Below are 15,160 nucleotides of genomic sequence, written 5' to 3'. Positions count from 1 at the left end.
AAAACTTTTGCACCTACCGAGTCACCAATTTGCTGCGCATCCGCACCAGGCTGCGTAATGACGGTCACGCTCAGGTTATTACTTTGCTGCAGTGGAGGAGCGCGAGGCCTGGGAGGGCTGCTTACCTCAAGCAACGAAATGAGTTTGCTATCCTGGGACTCATAGCGCCCCGAAAGATCGTAATTTGAATACGACGTCCCAGGAGCTGTCTGACGCGCACGCTCCTTATCATCCTGGCTGGTGCGCCAGCGTTCGACTTCTGAATTAACAAATTCATCGAGTTTTTGCCGATCGTCAGCGTTGAGCATTGACGAATCCGGGTTTAGTTCCCCCCATTGCTCGGTCGCCCTGCGCTTGACCTCACCTTCACTTTTTGCGCCAGAAATCTCAGTTTCATAATCAGCAAAGTATTTATTAATAAAGCGGGCCAGCACTTCCAGCCCCCTCCACAGCGATTTCAGGACCGGCTGAAGGCTGTTTGTCCAGAAGTCGCTAATGCCACTCCCGAACGTCATCAGCCTGCTGACCAGGAGTTCCCTGCCGCCGTTTGCAAACCACCCCGAGAAATCATCGGCATATTTGGTGATGGAGGGAGCGAGCTCGCCAGCCAGCGTGCCCAGTACGCTCTGGGCTGCCGTTGAGACGGACACCCACAGATTTGACAGCGCAAACTGCCCTTTCGCCGCCGCCTCGTCTGAGTCTTCTGTCGTCAGAATGTAACGCTTCTGAACCGCCATCAGTTCTTCATATTTTTTGCCGGACATCCTCATCCAGGCGGCAATTTTGTTGGCTTCACCGCCCATGATCATATCAACGGCAGAGCGGGCCGACTGCTCATCATTCATTTTCAGGGCGCGGTTGAGGACGGTTGCCATCTGGTCTTCGTTGCTTTTCCCCTTCAGGTCTGACAGATTAAGCCCCATCATTTTCAGACCGTCCGTTACCGACGACTGTTCGCCCAGCGATTTTATTTCCCCCACCTTGTTTGCCAGCTCTTGTGCGAGGTCGCCAAGATTCTCGCCGCTGAGCCCCATTTGTTTTCCAATACCGTCCCAGGCGCGGAAGGTGTTAGTGCTGACACCGTAAGAGCGCGCCATCCCCCTCTGTTCTGCCGTATGGGCATTAAGCGCCAGCGCGCCGCTGCCCGCCGCGATAATGCCTCCCAGCCCCATCGCGCCACCGGTAAGCGCCGCTTTCCCGGTCCATAAGCCGCCCTTAAGCGTGGCGGCTCCGGCTCCGCGCATGCGCATCGAAAGATTAAGTCTGCTCTGCTCCCGCTCGGTTTCGCGGATCTGCTCCGTAAGCCTGGCGTACCGGTTTCGGAGTTTTTCGACTGACTGGCCCGCCATGACACCCGCTGCGATTTGCTTCACCAGCTCCTGCTGCTGACGCGTCAGATCGGCGGTTCGTCGCTCGGTACCTTTCAGCGACGCATCCAGGGTCTTTGTTGAACGCGTAAAGCTCTGGCTGACAACGCCGCCAAAGGTAATGGTCGATTTAAGCGAACTGGATATGACACTCATGATTCTTTGTCCGTGAGTTCAAGGAAATTTATTAACACCCGGAAAGGCAGGTTCAGGATGCTGTCCACATTCCAGCCGGGGATGCGTAGCGATAGCAGCACTATTCCCCGCTGAATATCCCGCTCGCCAGGTGCCGAGTCATCGCGGCCTCCCGCATCTCCGCGCGCATTGATGCCAGTGCCTTCCTGGCTTCGGCGCGTTCGGACGGAGGTGCCGTAAAAACGATGAACTGATCCTCCAGCTGTCGATAATCGGCGGTCGTCAGATTTTTGATGATGTCAGGATGGACTTCGCACAGCCCGGCAATCATGTCAGCCTCGTTCTCTTCTGGCGTGCCTTTGAGATAGCTCTGGCGGATCCGGTCAAATACTTTCGGCTCGCGCATAGACAGCTGCGTTATCTCATTGCCTGCGGCGTCTTTGATGGGGGTGTACAGCGTTATGGTGACAGTCTCAACAGGGTAGGTCATGTTTTCTCCGGGATAAAAAAAGGGCGCCGCAGCGCCCGTGATGTTCAGGTTTTCAGGTCAGGATCAGCTTCGGCCCATAACCCATTTATTAATATCGCCAAACGGCTCCACGCCATTAACGCGGCGGATCCCCTGCAGGGGCTCAATGTAAATCAGCTCTTTTTGATTGAATGTGCGCTTGTAGACATCAGGACGGAGGGTGATGGTCACACCACACTTCGCGCGCTCGGACTCCGTGCGCGCATCTGACTCGTAGCGGGTGATCAGGCCGCTCATTTCGTCGGTCAGAAATTCATTGCCATTCCCGCCAATATACCCCTCACGCACCGCAAAACGCGGGCGGCCACCGGCCTGAAAACCAAAAAGTGCCAGCACGCGCTCATCCACCCCTTTCAGCTTCATGGTGACAGACAGCGCCTCCATACCGTCATCAAGGATGGTCGGTATGTCCATGTGACCCGCCCTGAATTCCGATTCGATTACAGCCAGCGCCGGCGGGGTGTATTCCATCGCAGCGGGAATATGGGAGCCGTTAACCCAGAGCGCCCAGCTTTTTAAGTAATTATTGCCCACCAAAGGCCTCCTCGGCATATTCAGTATTCACATGAACGCGGCAGGTGATGCGCTCTGCCGGCGATTTGAAGCCATAGTCGTAGTCGATATAGAGATGACCGGCGGCAAGCGTTGCCTCTGTGTTCAGCTCGGGATCGAGCCAGGCTTCACCGCCATGAATGGCACCCAGCGCTTTTTGTTCGCGCAGATAACTGTTTACTGACTCGACCGCATCCCGCGCCAGCATGATATCCAGTGGCGCATCCACGTAGGGGAAGAGGCCAACCTGAATCGACGCGCGCAGCACATCATCCGTGCGCACCGCAGATTCGAACCAGCGAAGGGGATCGTTGCTGCAGTTGCGGTTTCCCCAGTGGCGGAAGCCACCATACTGGATGATGGTGCTGACATTATTCATGTTCAGCTGGTTCGCCACGCTGTTTTCATCCCCGACAGACCACTGTCCGGCTGTTCAACGCCGGAGAACCCCTTAACCACCTGATTCGATTTAGACCACCAGTACCCCAGCTCGCTGTCAATCCGAGCGCGCAGACCCGCAGCAAATGCCGAATAGGGTCGATAAACCATCTGACCGCTACCGTCGGTTGTCAGCACGCGCGGACGCAAAATCTCCACACGCTCGCCGTACATAGAACGACGTGCAACAACTTCCTGTGGCGTTGCCATCGAAGGGCTGTCGAGATAAGCGACCCCCTTCATTCTTTCAGCAATTGCTTCAAGTGCCTTTCCAACACCATCATCTTCAGAAAAGTCAGGGGCGATGAACACCCGGGGCTGATTTCCCGTCTTTGTCTGGGCAAGCAAAAATCCCTGCATCCCGCTGATGATATTGCCGATAACCGTCTCCCCGGCCTTTACCGTCGGGGCATCGCTGACGCGGATACCGACAATCAGCGCACCGGTCTGACTCAGGATCTCAGTCACCGCCGTTTTTAATGTTCCGCCCTCACCCAGTCGGGCAGCATGCGCCTCACTCCCTGCAATAACCCAGGGTGTGTTCACAGGGAAAGGCTCATCCTGCCCCCCGGTGAAAGACTGACGGGTAAAAGGCTCCACCACGCCGTTTCCGGCATTTCCGTTAAGTCGTGCTGCGATACCAGTACCGGACTGACTGATAGCCTCAACCACGGCAGCCGCCGTTGAGGTCACTTCGCCCCGCTCGTCCACTGCCAGCGTGATGACCAGCACCCCCTTATCCAGCGCAACAGTAATCGCACTGCCCGCCTCAGCTCCCGCCACTGCTTCCACGCTCAGGGCGTTCCCTGCACGCCCGGGGTAATTTTCACCCGCCGTCAGCGTAAAGGCATTATCCAGTAGCGCAGACCCGAGGTTTACAGAAGCAGGCGTTGCCCCCTCAGCATCCGGCGCGGTGCCGATAAGCCCGATAATCGCCGTGGATACTGTCGTAATGCTTCGCAGCCCGCCGCCGGCGGACACCATATCTATTCCGTGCAAGCCACCCATCTGGCCTCCTGATTTAAGATGAAAAAAAACCCGCCGAAGCGGGTCATACTGGAACTGGCGGCCACTCGACATCCGGAGCCAGGGACGTATCAACCCGGCTCAGCAGGACGGTGTAAACCTCCCACTGCTCAAGCATCTGTTTTTCGGATTCTGTGGCAATAGCGTATTTCACCGCACGCTGCAGGGGCGCAATAATCGCTTCAGCATCCCGCATTAATCGGGCTTTTAGCTTTTCAGCCTCGTCAACATAATCAGGCTCAGGCAGAGCAACGGCAGCCCATTCCATGGCTTTATTTTTGATGTTGTAATGCGGCGTCATTCCGTGAGGCGATACCATGAAAGACTGATACTCCTCCTCCGTTATCTCAAAGAGGTCTGGCGGCAGAGGAATCTCATTATCACGATAGGCAATCACCGTCTCTTCGACGTAAAAGCTGCTCTCTGAATTACTGAAATACTTTTTCATTTTAATAACCTGAAACGATTAGCGAGAACGTGCCATTGCAGTTGTGGGTATTGATAGTCACCTGGTTTTTACCGACTGGCGTGCACAAATAATAGGAGTCCTGGTCTTGCCCCCCGGTACCGTAGAAGCTTGCCCCAACCCCCAGAATTCCGTTAGGGAAGGATGTTGGCAGTGTTACCGTCACTGTGGAGTTATTACCGACTACAATACTCCTGACCGCCTGCATAAACACAACGCCGTTTGCATGCGTGTAGTAGGCGTTGTTGGTCCCGGTCGTTGTCTTTCCGCCGCCGTAACGCGCGTCGGATTCTGTTTTGGTGTAAGAATCGCCAACTTTCGCCAGCTCTACGGCAACATTGCTGGCCGTATGGCGCATGTACGGCCGCGCTGCATCCCCTGACGCAAAACCGCCGATATGGCAGCCGTCGCGCTGAATGCAGTTAACATCATCAGGCGCTGGATTGTTGCTGGGCCCGTACATTTCCGCCCATTCAGACCACGGACCCGAACCAGTCCAGTTGCTCGTTAATCCGCGAATGAATTTCCGACGACTACTGTAGGAGGTATATTCCTGCTGGCAGCCGTAAGCACTCGGGGATACCAGTAAAGAACCCGCTTCATTTATCGGGTAATGGTTGGCCGTGGTTGCATTCGCCGTAAGCTGCTGCTGATAAAGGCCAGCATCAGTCTGCGCCCCCATGGTGTTTAAGTCGACGCTGAGATTTGTCAGTTGCAGTCGCAGAGCGCCAACATTCGAAGCGCTCGGCGGGTGGCGGTCGGAAAAGACTCTGGCCCATTTTTTACGCCCCGCCATGCCCTGATCGAGCGTGTCAAACCACAGCCCGTCATCAGCCCACACCAGACCAAATACCCTGTTTGGCGTCTGTGATGCTTTGACTGCTATGACGGCGTAATCCTCACCGTCCACGAGTTCCGTCGGCATTCCGTAGCCGTACCCCTGGTTGTTAAATCCACCTCTATGGGCATAAAATCCCGTATACGTGGCCATGCTCTCAAGGGTGTTTCCCCCTTCTGTCGGTGAGCCTGGTAGTGGGGTGTAGTTGCCAATCCCATACGCCCCGTGCGGCAAGAGTTTGCCGGAGAGGTATCCCCAGTCTTTCGTTGCTGCCGTACCGCATCCGATGTTTTCGCGCAGTTCCTGCTGGGCGGCGGCACCCTCATCCTGAACCTCCTGGAGCCTGAGGCTTCGACGATAATAACGTTTATCGCCGTTTTCCTGCGTAAGAATGGCAATGCTGGGGTCCACAACCAGAGTGACGCTCTGCGCGTGAACCAGTGGCATCACAAACTTAACAATCAGCTCCTTTATCACGCTGTCACTCTGCCCAGGGAGGTAGGTATCAGGATAAGCGCCATACGCAATCAGCGTGCCGCTTTCGCTTTCCAGCCCGAACTCACGCACCACTCTGCCAGGGTAATCCGCACAGGGGATGATCGCCATCCCACCAATCATGCCGTCAATCGTCTCGCCTGCAGAAAGCGGGACTTCGCCGAAGCGTCCAGCCAGAGCGGTGGCTGAGGGACTCACAACCACCGGGTTGCCGCCGCCATCGCCGAAAGCCGCTGCAACAATGCTGACGACCTTCCCCGCCTGGTAGGCAGCCTCAATTTCATCCGCGCCGGCCTGCGTTAATATCAGTCCTGCTGTCACTGTGATCCTCCTGTTGTAAACGTCACGGTCTCGCTGGCAACGATATATCCCGCCAGAATTGCATCACCCGACACCTCTCCGCGAAAAGAGATGCTGAACCACGAGCGAAGATTTTTCGCCCGGAGCACCGCGTTTTTGAGGTCCTGATGATCCATCTGCGTGATGGGTCTGCCGTCCTGAATCACATCCAGACCGAAGGTATAGGGTTCGCCGCGTGGTGTCTGCTCAAACCACTCGGTAATATGTGTGCTGAACGGGCTGTCAGACAGCGACATTTCGACTGCCGCCGGTGTGCCGCGATGCCGGTGGATATACGCTGCGCGTTTAATCGCGTTACGCTTCTCCTGTTCCGTCCAGTCCGTGTTCCAGGTATCAACGCCGTATTCCCACGCCAGCCAGGGAAGCAGCTCCGCCGGGCAGGAGTCAGGGTTCTTCGCATCGCGTACCGGGACGGGAACGCCGGTAATGCGCCCGGCATGCGCAAGCTCAAGAGCGCGCTCCGGTGAAGAGGCATTAGGCGGCAGAATGGAGCGAATGTCAGTCGCCATTGAAGATCACCTTATTAAGCTCAATCCCGCGGCACCAGGGGGCCTCACCCATGTTGCAGAGAATGTCGTCCGGCGGCTCATGAATGACAACGCGCACGACACCCGGCTGATGCAGACTGCCGTCAATGCCGGAATGCGCCACCACGCCACCCACGCGGTGCACGCTCTCTGTGTACGTATCCAGCGCCTTTCTGGCTGTGTCCATCACGACATCGGCATCCAGCCCATAGGGAATGTACACATCGGCCACCACGCCGTAAGGCACGATGCCTGCAGATTGCGTCGTGACATAATCCGTGATGGGGCGCACTTCCTTTGAGTTAACCGCTGCATGCACTGCCGCTATCAGCTCAGACGAGGCCGTGCCGTCTCCGGTGCGCGAAAGTACGTAAATCAGTACCTGGCCCGGCATGCCATGCGTTTCCGGGCCGTAGGCCTCAACGTCCAGCACATCCCCATCAGCACCACTGGCAAAATATTTGTAGGCATCCCATGCTCCTGCCGTGCTCAGGCGAGACCAGGAAAGCTGTATGCGCTCGCGATATGCATCGTCACTTTCATATACTGCATCGACAGGGGGGATCGCATCAGGCTGGGCTGGCGCGGTTATCAGTCGCTCCACGTCAAAATTACCGCCAAGCTGGTCAAGGTCATCACCTTTGGAGCTGGCGAGCAAAACGGCGCGAATGGCCTCGTTGACGCGCTGGCGCAGCAGACTTTCGCGATTGCTGATGGCCTCCCCCTGAATATAGGCAGGGTCGGACTCCAGCAGGCCATCGTAAGCGGCGTCACCTGCAACAAGCGCGGCGATCCACTCCTGAAATATTTTCTCAGGGTCAATATTTTCAACAATGTCCGGCGGTGGAATGCGGGACAGATCAATCATTTTTGTGCTCACGTTATCCTGACTCCGCTAGTGCGAAATTGCGCGCCGCTTTCCAGGCTTCGCCCCTCGATCACAATCTCGATAAAACCGTTACCTGCGCCAGTCACATACACCCGCGTTACCCGAATTCTTGGCTCCCAGCGGTTCAGGGCGTCAGCGGTAGCGCGCCGAATACGGCCGACCAGGGCGGCATCAACAGGTGCATCCACCAGTTCAGGAAGTTCGCTTCCGTACTCGCGGCGCAAAACGCGGGTGCCGACAGGGGTGGTCAGAATATTCAGAATGGACTGACGTAGATGGTCGTTTCCCGACAGCGCTCGCCCCGTCCTGGCATTCATGCCTTTCATCGGATTTTTCCCATAAAAAAACCCGCCGGAAGGCGGGCTTGTGTGCATTACGTCAGCGTCACTTCATGGAGGTGAACGCAGTAAATAATTTTTCTGCTTTTGACTGTTCCCCAGTAGCCACTTCTCCACTACCGGGGCTATTTCCTCTTTCAATAACAGACCAGATGAGGGCGATAACCCACCCAAAAAACGTCCAGCCAAGCAGCAAATTAAGAATTATTATTGCCCATAAATCTTTATGTCCGCGTACTCCGGCTATGATTGAGGGAACAAAATAACCGGCAACTGAAATGACTGAAGCACCCAGTAAAAAAAACCATGACAGACTCAAAACAAAAAATATAAATTCGGTCATACCCATTCCAAAATGATCGCAAAAGGACACGTAACTTACGGTGGGGTAAATTATGTTGCTTGCCATAAAATGCGCTGACATTTGCAGACCTAAAACGCAGTTAATTACATTAGCTGGTTCGGCTTCCGGGTGACGCTGTCCGTTTCTTCATGGTCGTGCTCGTTGTACGTCTCACGCACCTCGCTCAGGCTGCCCTGACTGTCTGACAGCTCCGCCTGAGTCGAGATATTCCCTTCCGCCGCCAGCGTTTTTTCGCATGTCACCGCGTCTTTATGGGTGGTCTCATCCTCAAAAGTCACTTTTCCCTTAAAGACCCAGCCGTCCGGCGTCGCCGTCAGACTGACAGCACCATCAAGCAGGGATATACCGAACGCTTTTGTGTTGATGTCGTAGGTGAAGTACGTTCCGTCAGCATAACGGGTGGTGTGCACGCCAGGCTCACTAACCGGTGACGGGTTATCGTCATTGTGCAGACCGGGATAGACCACGCCGTTTCGCAAATCACCCGATTCACTGAACACCTGAACCGCCTCCCCCTTCACCGGCAGGCGCGCCTCGTTAACATCGCCCGCAGCGGGCATGTGACAGCGTAACCAGTCGGTCAGAAAATCGCCGATCTGCACACGGCAGCGCAGTGGTTTTGCCTGGACGGAGTGCACCACTCCGGAGGTAACCAGATTATTCAGCCTACGCTGCAGGTCGGCCAGGATAGCCTCACTCACGGCGCACCTCCGGCAGCAGGGCGAGGTAATCCTCCTCGTGCCCGCGACCAATGTCCGGTGCTTTGCCCAGCCACACCTGCTTCAGCGGCGCGCGGGCAATATCATGCGGATCGACACCAACGGGCAGCTGCACGCTGAAATCAATCCGCCACAGGTGATAGTCGTCCATTTCCGTGTCGAACTCGTCCACCTCAGCGCTCACGAAGACAGAGGGTTCAATATTAAGGCCGAACGTCTGACCGTCCACAAGGCAGGTCAGCTCATCGGCAAGATCGCGGGCATAAAGCTCTGGCGACATGCTTCCCGCAATGTCAAGGCTTCGGTTGACGGCAAGGTAGACGGAGCAGTCAGTATCAACATGAAGCTGATCGGTGCCCGCGTCCGCCCGGGACCACGCGTTAATTGCAAAATAAAGCGCCGGGGTCACCAGGGCCGTTTTTATCTCCGGGTATGCGCCGACATCTCGCTGCCAGGAGACCCCCTTAAGGTGTTCCAGGACGGCATTATGAAGATCAAACACTGCAACTCTGGCCATTAAATTCTCCTTCCTCTTCCGTCTGTTCTCAGGTTCGTGGCCACGCGATACTTAATCTCATGCTCATACTGCTTCATGAAATAAGAAGGCATCTCGCGGATCAAATCGGAAATGACATCCCTTTCCATCGGCTCCTGGATGTCTATCGTCGCCTCACGGGTGCGGTATTTCCCGCGCACAAAAATGGTTCGCCTGCCGGCATAAGGCCGGGTCACATAACCATCCTCAAAGGCGGTATCGGGCAGGCTCATTCCGTCAGGTGAGAACACGGGCGCAGCGCTGCCTTTACGCCGCTTAATGAAGCGACCCGTTTTTTTATCCCGCCGGGCGTGGCGCTTTCCTCTCTTGCCGGTTATCTTCCCTTTCAGGTCGCTGACAGGCATGGCGTTCAGGCCAAACCAGAACTTCAGGGCGTCAGGATCGCCCGCAGCCGCCTTCCTTCGGTAATACCCCATGCGCTTTCGCAGGGTGTCGAGCTTTCTGACCTTGATACCCTCTCCGGCCATTCTGGCGGAGCGGGTTTTAAGCCACGTCGCCGTGCGGCCAAGCGCGCGTCCATACGCCTGTAGCATCTGCTTTTCAGTGGCCTTCAGATAAACAGCGAGATTGGATATATTGCCGAGGTCAATTAAAGGCTTATTTTCTGAGGTCATGGCGTGCGTCCCTCGCGCAGGGGGGCCGGATCACCGGGCTGACCACGCGCAAGCGTAACAGTGCACGTGCCGGTATCATCAGGCCCTACTTTCACCACCCAGAAAGGTTCACCGGCAACGCTTACCGCATCGCGCTTTTTAAGTCCGGCTATAAGCGCTGTTTTAACAAATAGCGTGGGGGCGACATCTTCAATTGTCGCCGCACCACCGGGCAGGGAGGAATCAGCGGCGGGATTGTCAAAGACCGCACGAGCGGGCACTTGCTGGCCCCGGATAGTGAGCAGGACATTCCGCCCCATAGTCTCCAGAATGATATCATCCGCGCCGTGCAGTACCTCATCAAAGATATTGTCGAAGTCCATGCATACCCGCCTGTTTTATCAGCCTATTTTTACTCGACACTCTGTGTCGGCCGGATTAACTGACACCCAGGCAACACCGGCTTCCGGGTAGGATGTCCCCGCCTCCTCATCACCGGGAATGTTAGTGATGAGACCTGTGTCAGGGATCAGATAGAGTTTGTCACCACGCTGCCAGGTATCTGCGCCGTTTTTAGCGAGAACCCAGACCCCATCCATATGGAGAATGCCCTCCATACCATCAGGAATATCGTTGTGCGCGACGCCCATAACCATGCCGACCGGAACAGGATCGCCCGAGCGCACATCAGCCCCGGTACTGTTTTCCCAGTCCATTGTTTTACCGTCTTCGTAGTAATTTTTAGCCATAACCTTTCTCGCAAAAAAAAGGGGCATAAGCCCCGGTGGATTATTTCCCTGTGGATTTCAGGAGACCACGATAGTCCATTGGTGCCACACCGGCATCAATGCGCACTTTCATGGTCACACCGTCAACGGTAAAGCCGGAGGTGCTTTCTACCGTCGGCGCAGCATTACCGTCCAGGTAAGCCACCTCAATGGTGTCGCGACCTTTAGCGGCAGCCAGATACCAGGCGTCTTCGTCCGCATCATCAAGGCGCGGTTCAGCGACAATCGCCGCCATCCCTTTCACCGGATTTTTAATACCGGCATTATTGTCAGTACCGGGCACAGAGGTGGAGTTGATGATTTGATCCGCAAGAGCTTCCTGGATGGTTGGAACCAGCAGGAAGGCAGGAGAGATATTCAACGTGCGATCGCCTGATTTCTGACGCTTCATCTGCGAGCGAGCTGCAGCCAGATTCTCAACCGACAGCTCGCCGCTGACCAGGTTTTTACGGTCAGCACTGAACAGTGGCGAACCGTTAAATTCAGGATTGCCCGTCAGTACGGCATACACCAGATCGCCCACTGTCGCCTTCGCTGCACGGCCCATCGACTGCGGCAGGCGGGTGATGAATGTCATGTCATCGTTGATAATGCTCTGGCGGTCAATACTGAACAGCTCACCGTAAGTCGCCAGCGCGATCGATGCGCCAGTATCGCTGATGGTGGCATATTTATATTCCGCTCCGGCACGGACCTGTCGCAGGCTCGGGAAGGCCTCCAGACCGACACGGTGCCCCGGCTTAAAGTCCGGCAGCTCACCGGCACGCGTCCAGGTATCAAACGTTTCATCGGATTCGTCCCAGCCCTGCAGAGCCGATTTGTTCGCCACGTCCATCAGGATGAACGCAAAATCACTGCTGCTGTGGGTAAAAGCCATGCCGACAATACCCATGCGATCGAGGCTCGCAACACCGATATTGCGGTGCGTCAGCGACGCGCGCGCCAGCTCCATCAGAGACATTCCGTTAAACTGGTTATCCGACTGGCGTTCGGCCTGGCCCGCTCGTGCCATAATAACGTTACGTACAGAATCACCAACGATGTTGCCATTACCTGCATGAATATGCGCGAAACCGCCTGCCACTGACGTTGTGCCTTCAGCCAGTTTTGCCAGCAGTTTATGGCGGGCCGCCTGTTCATCGCAGAACTGATCTGCCACGCACGACGCCTGAAGCTCGGCAATGCCCGGGTGACCGGCAAACATGTCAAACACACTGCGAACCGCAGCACGACGATCGTTTTCCTGCGCCTGCAGTTGCTGACGCATCTGCGCGAACGCCGAAGTAAAGTCGAACTGCGGCGCAGAAGCCTGAGTCTGTGGATCCTGAGTAACAGGTTGCTGCGGCGCAGTAGTTTGTGGCGCGGAGCCACTCCCGCGTGGCCCAAAGAATTGTTTTGCTGCCTGTGGCATCTTTGAAAACTCCTTAATTACATTGTCGTTAATACACGCCGCCATCTGCATTTCAGGCAGCAGAACATCAGCAAAACCGTTGTCCACGGCTTCCGCGCCGGTCATCCAGGTTTCTTCTTTCATCAGGGATTCAACTTCCTCGCGGGATAGCCCGGTTTTCTGCGTATAGGCGTCAATCATGACCGCAGAATTTTTATCGAGGAGATCGGCGTAATCGCGCAGATCGCTCGCATCACCTACCAGTCCGCCATATGGGTTATGGATCATCATGAACGCGTTCGACGGCATGTGCACCGTAGCGCCGGGTAGCATGGCGATCACTGAGGCCATCGAGGCTGCCAGCCCGTCGATGAAGATATTGACGGCACCGGTCAGCCGCTTCAGGGTGTTGTAGATGGCAAAGCCATCCAGAACGCTGCCGCCGGGCGAGTGAATGCGGATATCGACCTGGGACGCATTAAAAAGGCCAGCTTCGCTGACCTCCCGTAAAAATCGGCTGGCTGAAATTCCCCAGCCACCAATTTGATCGTAAATATGAATTTCACCCGGCGATGCATTTGCGGCGGCACGGATTTCATACCAGTGATTATTCATCGTCTGGATCTGACTGCTTCCCATTGGGGCGATTAGCACCCTTTCCTGTTTCTTCATTCGGAGTTGCTCCTTTGTCATTTGCCGGGTCGGTATCAAATACGAGACCGTGCTGGCGATTGAAATCAATTTCACGCATACGCTGCGATTTGACCTGTCTCGGACTCAGGCCCCGGGCGCGAACCCACTCAGCTTCAGTTGCAGCGCCACCGCGAATTTGTGTATTCCACGCGTTTGCTTCTTTGGAAGGATCTATCCACGGCATAACCGGAGCCATATAAGTCGCATTGAAAAGTGAATCAGCATCAATATCGGGCGGGATCTTAATCCCGCTGACTAACAGCATCCTCAGCCATTCGCGATACATTGGCCTGGCTACCCGGGAAACAAACCACTCCTGCAGCACAGCATAACCCTCGAAACTCTCCACCAGTTCCTGGCGCTGTGCAGAGTAGGTGCCGTTGTAATCACGAGCTATTGACGAATAACCGGTGCGGGTTCCGGCTGCGGCCGCCCGCAGCTGTCCATTACGAAAGCCGAGCATGTTGGTATTGGGGCGGTTGGATTCAAGCATCCCCAGCTCTTCGCCGGGTGCGAGCCCGTCATAAATCGTACCGGCAGACATTTCGAAATGGCGGTATTTTTCATCCGGCTCGCTCCAGTCGCCTCCGTCGTCACCATAAACCGAGGCATCGCCGCGCTTGATGAAAAAACCCACAGATGCCGCAATACGGGCCGCAACACGCTCGCTGTCTTCATAACTTTTAATGAAAGACAATGAAATTATTTTGTTTTTTATCATCAGCTTACGAAGCACTCAATGCATTGGGCAAAGGATTTTTTATACACTCTTCAATACACAGAAAATGCCATAAACGCCCCTCGTCAGTCCTCTTCCTGTTGCTGATCGCTGTAATGCTCTTTCTCATTGCAGGGCATTTCTTCCGCGCAGGCCTCATACGTTTTTTCGGCCAAGGTGTACCGCAGATCGTCAATGGAATTCTGTACCATCTGCACGGCGCTCGGCGGTAATGCGCAGTCACGCTCCAGAATATCAGGGATAGTCTCCAGCACCTGTATTACAGCCTTTCTCATTGCCGAATACACAAAAACCACTTCATCCACGGGTACCAGTTGACGTTGTTCAGTCTCAAACTTGCGTTTCTCACGCTGCGCCTGCCAGTAAGATTTCTGTTCATGCGGTGCCATGGCCTCTACATTCAGCGGGTTTACATCGCCTGCAGGCACGCGAACCAGTTCGGCCATAACATCAGCCAGGCGGTATAGCGTTAAATTTGTCCCTCTTTCAGCTGGTCGCAAATTCCGTAGACGCTTGCCGATCGTTTGCCGGTGAACACCTGCCAGTTCTGCCAGTTCAGAGATATTGAGTCTGAGATTTTTTAACTCATGCTTCATTTTCACCCCAAAAAATACACTTTAATGAAATGTGTGATACACCACTCTAAATGAATTACACAGTGACACAGACTGTATTACACCAACCAAAAAAAACGGGTCTTTTTTGGCTTCCAGTGGTGAACAATAAATAAACGCCATCACCACTGAAAATAAATTTAGTTGAGATTAAACAACCAATTACAGCAGTGGTGACGCTGAAAAAAAATTCAAAAACTAGCCGTTCCCCGCGTGTTCCCGCCCCCCGGTTACTCAATATCGCCAGGAGTACCTTTAAAAAAGGCGGCACCATGGCCGCCAGATTGAAACACGGGAAAAGACCGACGTTATTTACCGTTAGCCTTTAGCAGGCCGCGGTAGTCCATTGCCGCCACACCTGCATCGATACGCACCTTGTAGGTCACGCCATCAATCGTGAAGCCGCTCGTGCTCTCCAGATACGGTGATGCGTTCCCGTCGAGATAGGCCACCTCAATGGTGTCAGCCCCTTTAGCGGCAGCCAGATACCAGGCATCTTCATCAACATCATCAAAACGCGGCTCAACAATGATGCTCAGGGTGTCTTTTACCGGGTTATGCACGCCGGCGTTATTCGTACCGGGTATCGAAATAGAACGGATAACCTGCTCGGCAATTGATTCCTGAATAGCCGGAACAATCAGGAAGGACGGAATGATATTCAACACCGTCCCGGAAGCGCTTTTTTGAACCCGCATCTGAGCACGCGCTGCCGATATCGTCTCAACGGAAAGAGCACCTTCA

19 protein-coding genes and 1 pseudogene are annotated in these 15,160 nt (G+C 55.0%); all 20 read right to left on the bottom strand.

From position 1 onward, the window contains the following. A partial coding sequence (locus tag EXW94_RS28030; RefSeq protein ID WP_174341735.1) for a hypothetical protein occupies positions 1-1,523 on the bottom strand: 1,523 nt, incomplete at its 3' end. Positions 1,524-1,623: 100 nt separating this feature from the next. Continuing rightward, positions 1,624-1,992, bottom strand: a complete 369-nt coding sequence (locus EXW94_RS28025; protein ID WP_174339910.1) for a phage tail assembly protein — start codon at positions 1,990-1,992, stop codon at positions 1,624-1,626. Between the two features lie 63 nt (positions 1,993-2,055). Further along, a complete protein-coding gene (locus EXW94_RS28020) occupies positions 2,056-2,565 on the bottom strand; it encodes a phage major tail tube protein (protein WP_174339911.1) in 510 nt (169 codons plus the stop codon). Continuing rightward, the gene (locus EXW94_RS28455) at positions 2,555-2,980 is read right to left on the bottom strand and encodes a phage tail sheath C-terminal domain-containing protein (RefSeq protein WP_309232533.1); all 426 of its coding nucleotides are present in this window, start codon (positions 2,978-2,980) and stop codon (positions 2,555-2,557) included. Before EXW94_RS28455 ends, EXW94_RS28020 begins: the two co-directional genes overlap by 11 nt. After that, a complete protein-coding gene (locus EXW94_RS28015) occupies positions 2,965-4,029 on the bottom strand; it encodes a phage tail sheath subtilisin-like domain-containing protein (RefSeq protein WP_254797925.1) in 1,065 nt (354 codons plus the stop codon). Before EXW94_RS28015 ends, EXW94_RS28455 begins: the two co-directional genes overlap by 16 nt. A 43-nt stretch (positions 4,030-4,072) precedes the next feature. Continuing rightward, positions 4,073-4,495 carry a tail fiber assembly protein gene (locus EXW94_RS28010; protein ID WP_174339913.1) on the bottom strand — a complete coding sequence of 141 codons (423 nt, stop codon included), beginning with the start codon at positions 4,493-4,495 and terminating at the stop codon, positions 4,073-4,075. 1 nt (position 4,496) lies between these two features. Beyond that, positions 4,497-6,167, bottom strand: coding sequence for a phage tail protein (locus EXW94_RS28005; RefSeq protein ID WP_174341734.1), 1,671 nt, complete (start codon positions 6,165-6,167; stop codon positions 4,497-4,499). Beyond that, positions 6,164-6,715 (bottom strand): phage tail protein I, encoded by a 552-nt coding sequence (locus tag EXW94_RS28000; RefSeq protein ID WP_174339916.1) that lies wholly within the window; start codon positions 6,713-6,715, stop codon positions 6,164-6,166. The genes EXW94_RS28005 and EXW94_RS28000 overlap by 4 nt, the downstream gene beginning before the upstream one ends. Then, complete coding sequence (locus EXW94_RS27995) at positions 6,705-7,601, bottom strand: baseplate J/gp47 family protein (RefSeq protein ID WP_174341737.1); 897 nt, start codon at positions 7,599-7,601, stop codon at positions 6,705-6,707. The genes EXW94_RS28000 and EXW94_RS27995 overlap by 11 nt, the downstream gene beginning before the upstream one ends. An 8-nt stretch (positions 7,602-7,609) precedes the next feature. Continuing rightward, positions 7,610-7,948 carry a GPW/gp25 family protein gene (locus EXW94_RS27990; RefSeq protein WP_174340830.1) on the bottom strand — a complete coding sequence of 113 codons (339 nt, stop codon included), beginning with the start codon at positions 7,946-7,948 and terminating at the stop codon, positions 7,610-7,612. Between the two features lie 58 nt (positions 7,949-8,006). Beyond that, complete coding sequence (locus EXW94_RS27985; RefSeq protein ID WP_174341733.1) at positions 8,007-8,303, bottom strand: superinfection immunity protein; 297 nt, start codon at positions 8,301-8,303, stop codon at positions 8,007-8,009. 104 nt (positions 8,304-8,407) lie between these two features. Next, positions 8,408-9,025 (bottom strand): phage baseplate assembly protein V, encoded by a 618-nt coding sequence (locus EXW94_RS27980; RefSeq protein ID WP_174341732.1) that lies wholly within the window; start codon positions 9,023-9,025, stop codon positions 8,408-8,410. Continuing rightward, a complete protein-coding gene (locus EXW94_RS27975) occupies positions 9,018-9,560 on the bottom strand; it encodes a hypothetical protein (protein ID WP_174340833.1) in 543 nt (180 codons plus the stop codon). Before EXW94_RS27975 ends, EXW94_RS27980 begins: the two co-directional genes overlap by 8 nt. Further along, entirely contained in the window at positions 9,560-10,213 is a 654-nt protein-coding gene (locus EXW94_RS27970) for a hypothetical protein (protein ID WP_174340834.1), read from the bottom strand. Before EXW94_RS27970 ends, EXW94_RS27975 begins: the two co-directional genes overlap by 1 nt. Next, positions 10,210-10,575, bottom strand: coding sequence for a head-tail joining protein (locus EXW94_RS27965; protein ID WP_174341731.1), 366 nt, complete (start codon positions 10,573-10,575; stop codon positions 10,210-10,212). The genes EXW94_RS27970 and EXW94_RS27965 overlap by 4 nt, the downstream gene beginning before the upstream one ends. 18 nt (positions 10,576-10,593) lie before the next feature. Further along, the gene (locus EXW94_RS27960) at positions 10,594-10,941 is read right to left on the bottom strand and encodes a DUF2190 family protein (RefSeq protein WP_174341730.1); all 348 of its coding nucleotides are present in this window, start codon (positions 10,939-10,941) and stop codon (positions 10,594-10,596) included. Positions 10,942-10,981: 40 nt separating this feature from the next. After that, the gene (locus tag EXW94_RS27955) at positions 10,982-13,042 is read right to left on the bottom strand and encodes a ClpP-like prohead protease/major capsid protein fusion protein (RefSeq protein ID WP_174341729.1); all 2,061 of its coding nucleotides are present in this window, start codon (positions 13,040-13,042) and stop codon (positions 10,982-10,984) included. Then, positions 12,978-13,784, bottom strand: a pseudogene (locus tag EXW94_RS27950) (phage portal protein); the annotation flags it as partial. The pseudogene EXW94_RS27950 and the gene EXW94_RS27955, both read right to left, overlap by 65 nt. Before the next feature lie 83 nt (positions 13,785-13,867). Next, positions 13,868-14,398 (bottom strand): DUF1441 family protein, encoded by a 531-nt coding sequence (locus tag EXW94_RS27945; RefSeq protein ID WP_174340828.1) that lies wholly within the window; start codon positions 14,396-14,398, stop codon positions 13,868-13,870. 326 nt (positions 14,399-14,724) lie between these two features. After that, positions 14,725-15,160 (bottom strand): Mu-like prophage major head subunit gpT family protein (locus EXW94_RS27940; protein ID WP_174340815.1); only part of this gene is annotated, 436 nt, incomplete at its 5' end.

It is taken from the genome of Enterobacter sp. JMULE2 (genome assembly GCF_013337145.1).
GTDB lineage: Bacteria > Pseudomonadota > Gammaproteobacteria > Enterobacterales > Enterobacteriaceae > Enterobacter > Enterobacter mori.
This window is presented reverse-complemented; position numbering and strand designations above follow the sequence as displayed.

What these genes read in the sequence shown, in the direction of transcription:
- EXW94_RS27990 (WP_174340830.1), bottom strand. Translation starts at nt 7,948, where the DNA reads ATGAAAGGCATGAATGCCAGGACGGGGCGAGCGCTGTCGGGAAACGAC.
- EXW94_RS27955 (WP_174341729.1), bottom strand. Translation starts at nt 13,042, where the DNA reads ATGAAGAAACAGGAAAGGGTGCTAATCGCCCCAATGGGAAGCAGTCAG.
- EXW94_RS28000 (WP_174339916.1), bottom strand. Translation starts at nt 6,715, where the DNA reads ATGGCGACTGACATTCGCTCCATTCTGCCGCCTAATGCCTCTTCACCG.
- EXW94_RS27965 (WP_174341731.1), bottom strand. Translation starts at nt 10,575, where the DNA reads ATGGACTTCGACAATATCTTTGATGAGGTACTGCACGGCGCGGATGAT.
- EXW94_RS27975 (WP_174340833.1), bottom strand. Translation starts at nt 9,560, where the DNA reads ATGGCCAGAGTTGCAGTGTTTGATCTTCATAATGCCGTCCTGGAACAC.
- EXW94_RS27945 (WP_174340828.1), bottom strand. Translation starts at nt 14,398, where the DNA reads ATGAAGCATGAGTTAAAAAATCTCAGACTCAATATCTCTGAACTGGCA.
- EXW94_RS28015 (WP_254797925.1), bottom strand. Translation starts at nt 4,029, where the DNA reads ATGGGTGGCTTGCACGGAATAGATATGGTGTCCGCCGGCGGCGGGCTG.
- EXW94_RS27960 (WP_174341730.1), bottom strand. Translation starts at nt 10,941, where the DNA reads ATGGCTAAAAATTACTACGAAGACGGTAAAACAATGGACTGGGAAAAC.
- EXW94_RS28025 (WP_174339910.1), bottom strand. Translation starts at nt 1,992, where the DNA reads ATGACCTACCCTGTTGAGACTGTCACCATAACGCTGTACACCCCCATC.
- EXW94_RS27985 (WP_174341733.1), bottom strand. Translation starts at nt 8,303, where the DNA reads ATGACCGAATTTATATTTTTTGTTTTGAGTCTGTCATGGTTTTTTTTA.
- EXW94_RS27995 (WP_174341737.1), bottom strand. Translation starts at nt 7,601, where the DNA reads ATGATTGATCTGTCCCGCATTCCACCGCCGGACATTGTTGAAAATATT.
- EXW94_RS28010 (WP_174339913.1), bottom strand. Translation starts at nt 4,495, where the DNA reads ATGAAAAAGTATTTCAGTAATTCAGAGAGCAGCTTTTACGTCGAAGAG.
- EXW94_RS27970 (WP_174340834.1), bottom strand. Translation starts at nt 10,213, where the DNA reads ATGACCTCAGAAAATAAGCCTTTAATTGACCTCGGCAATATATCCAAT.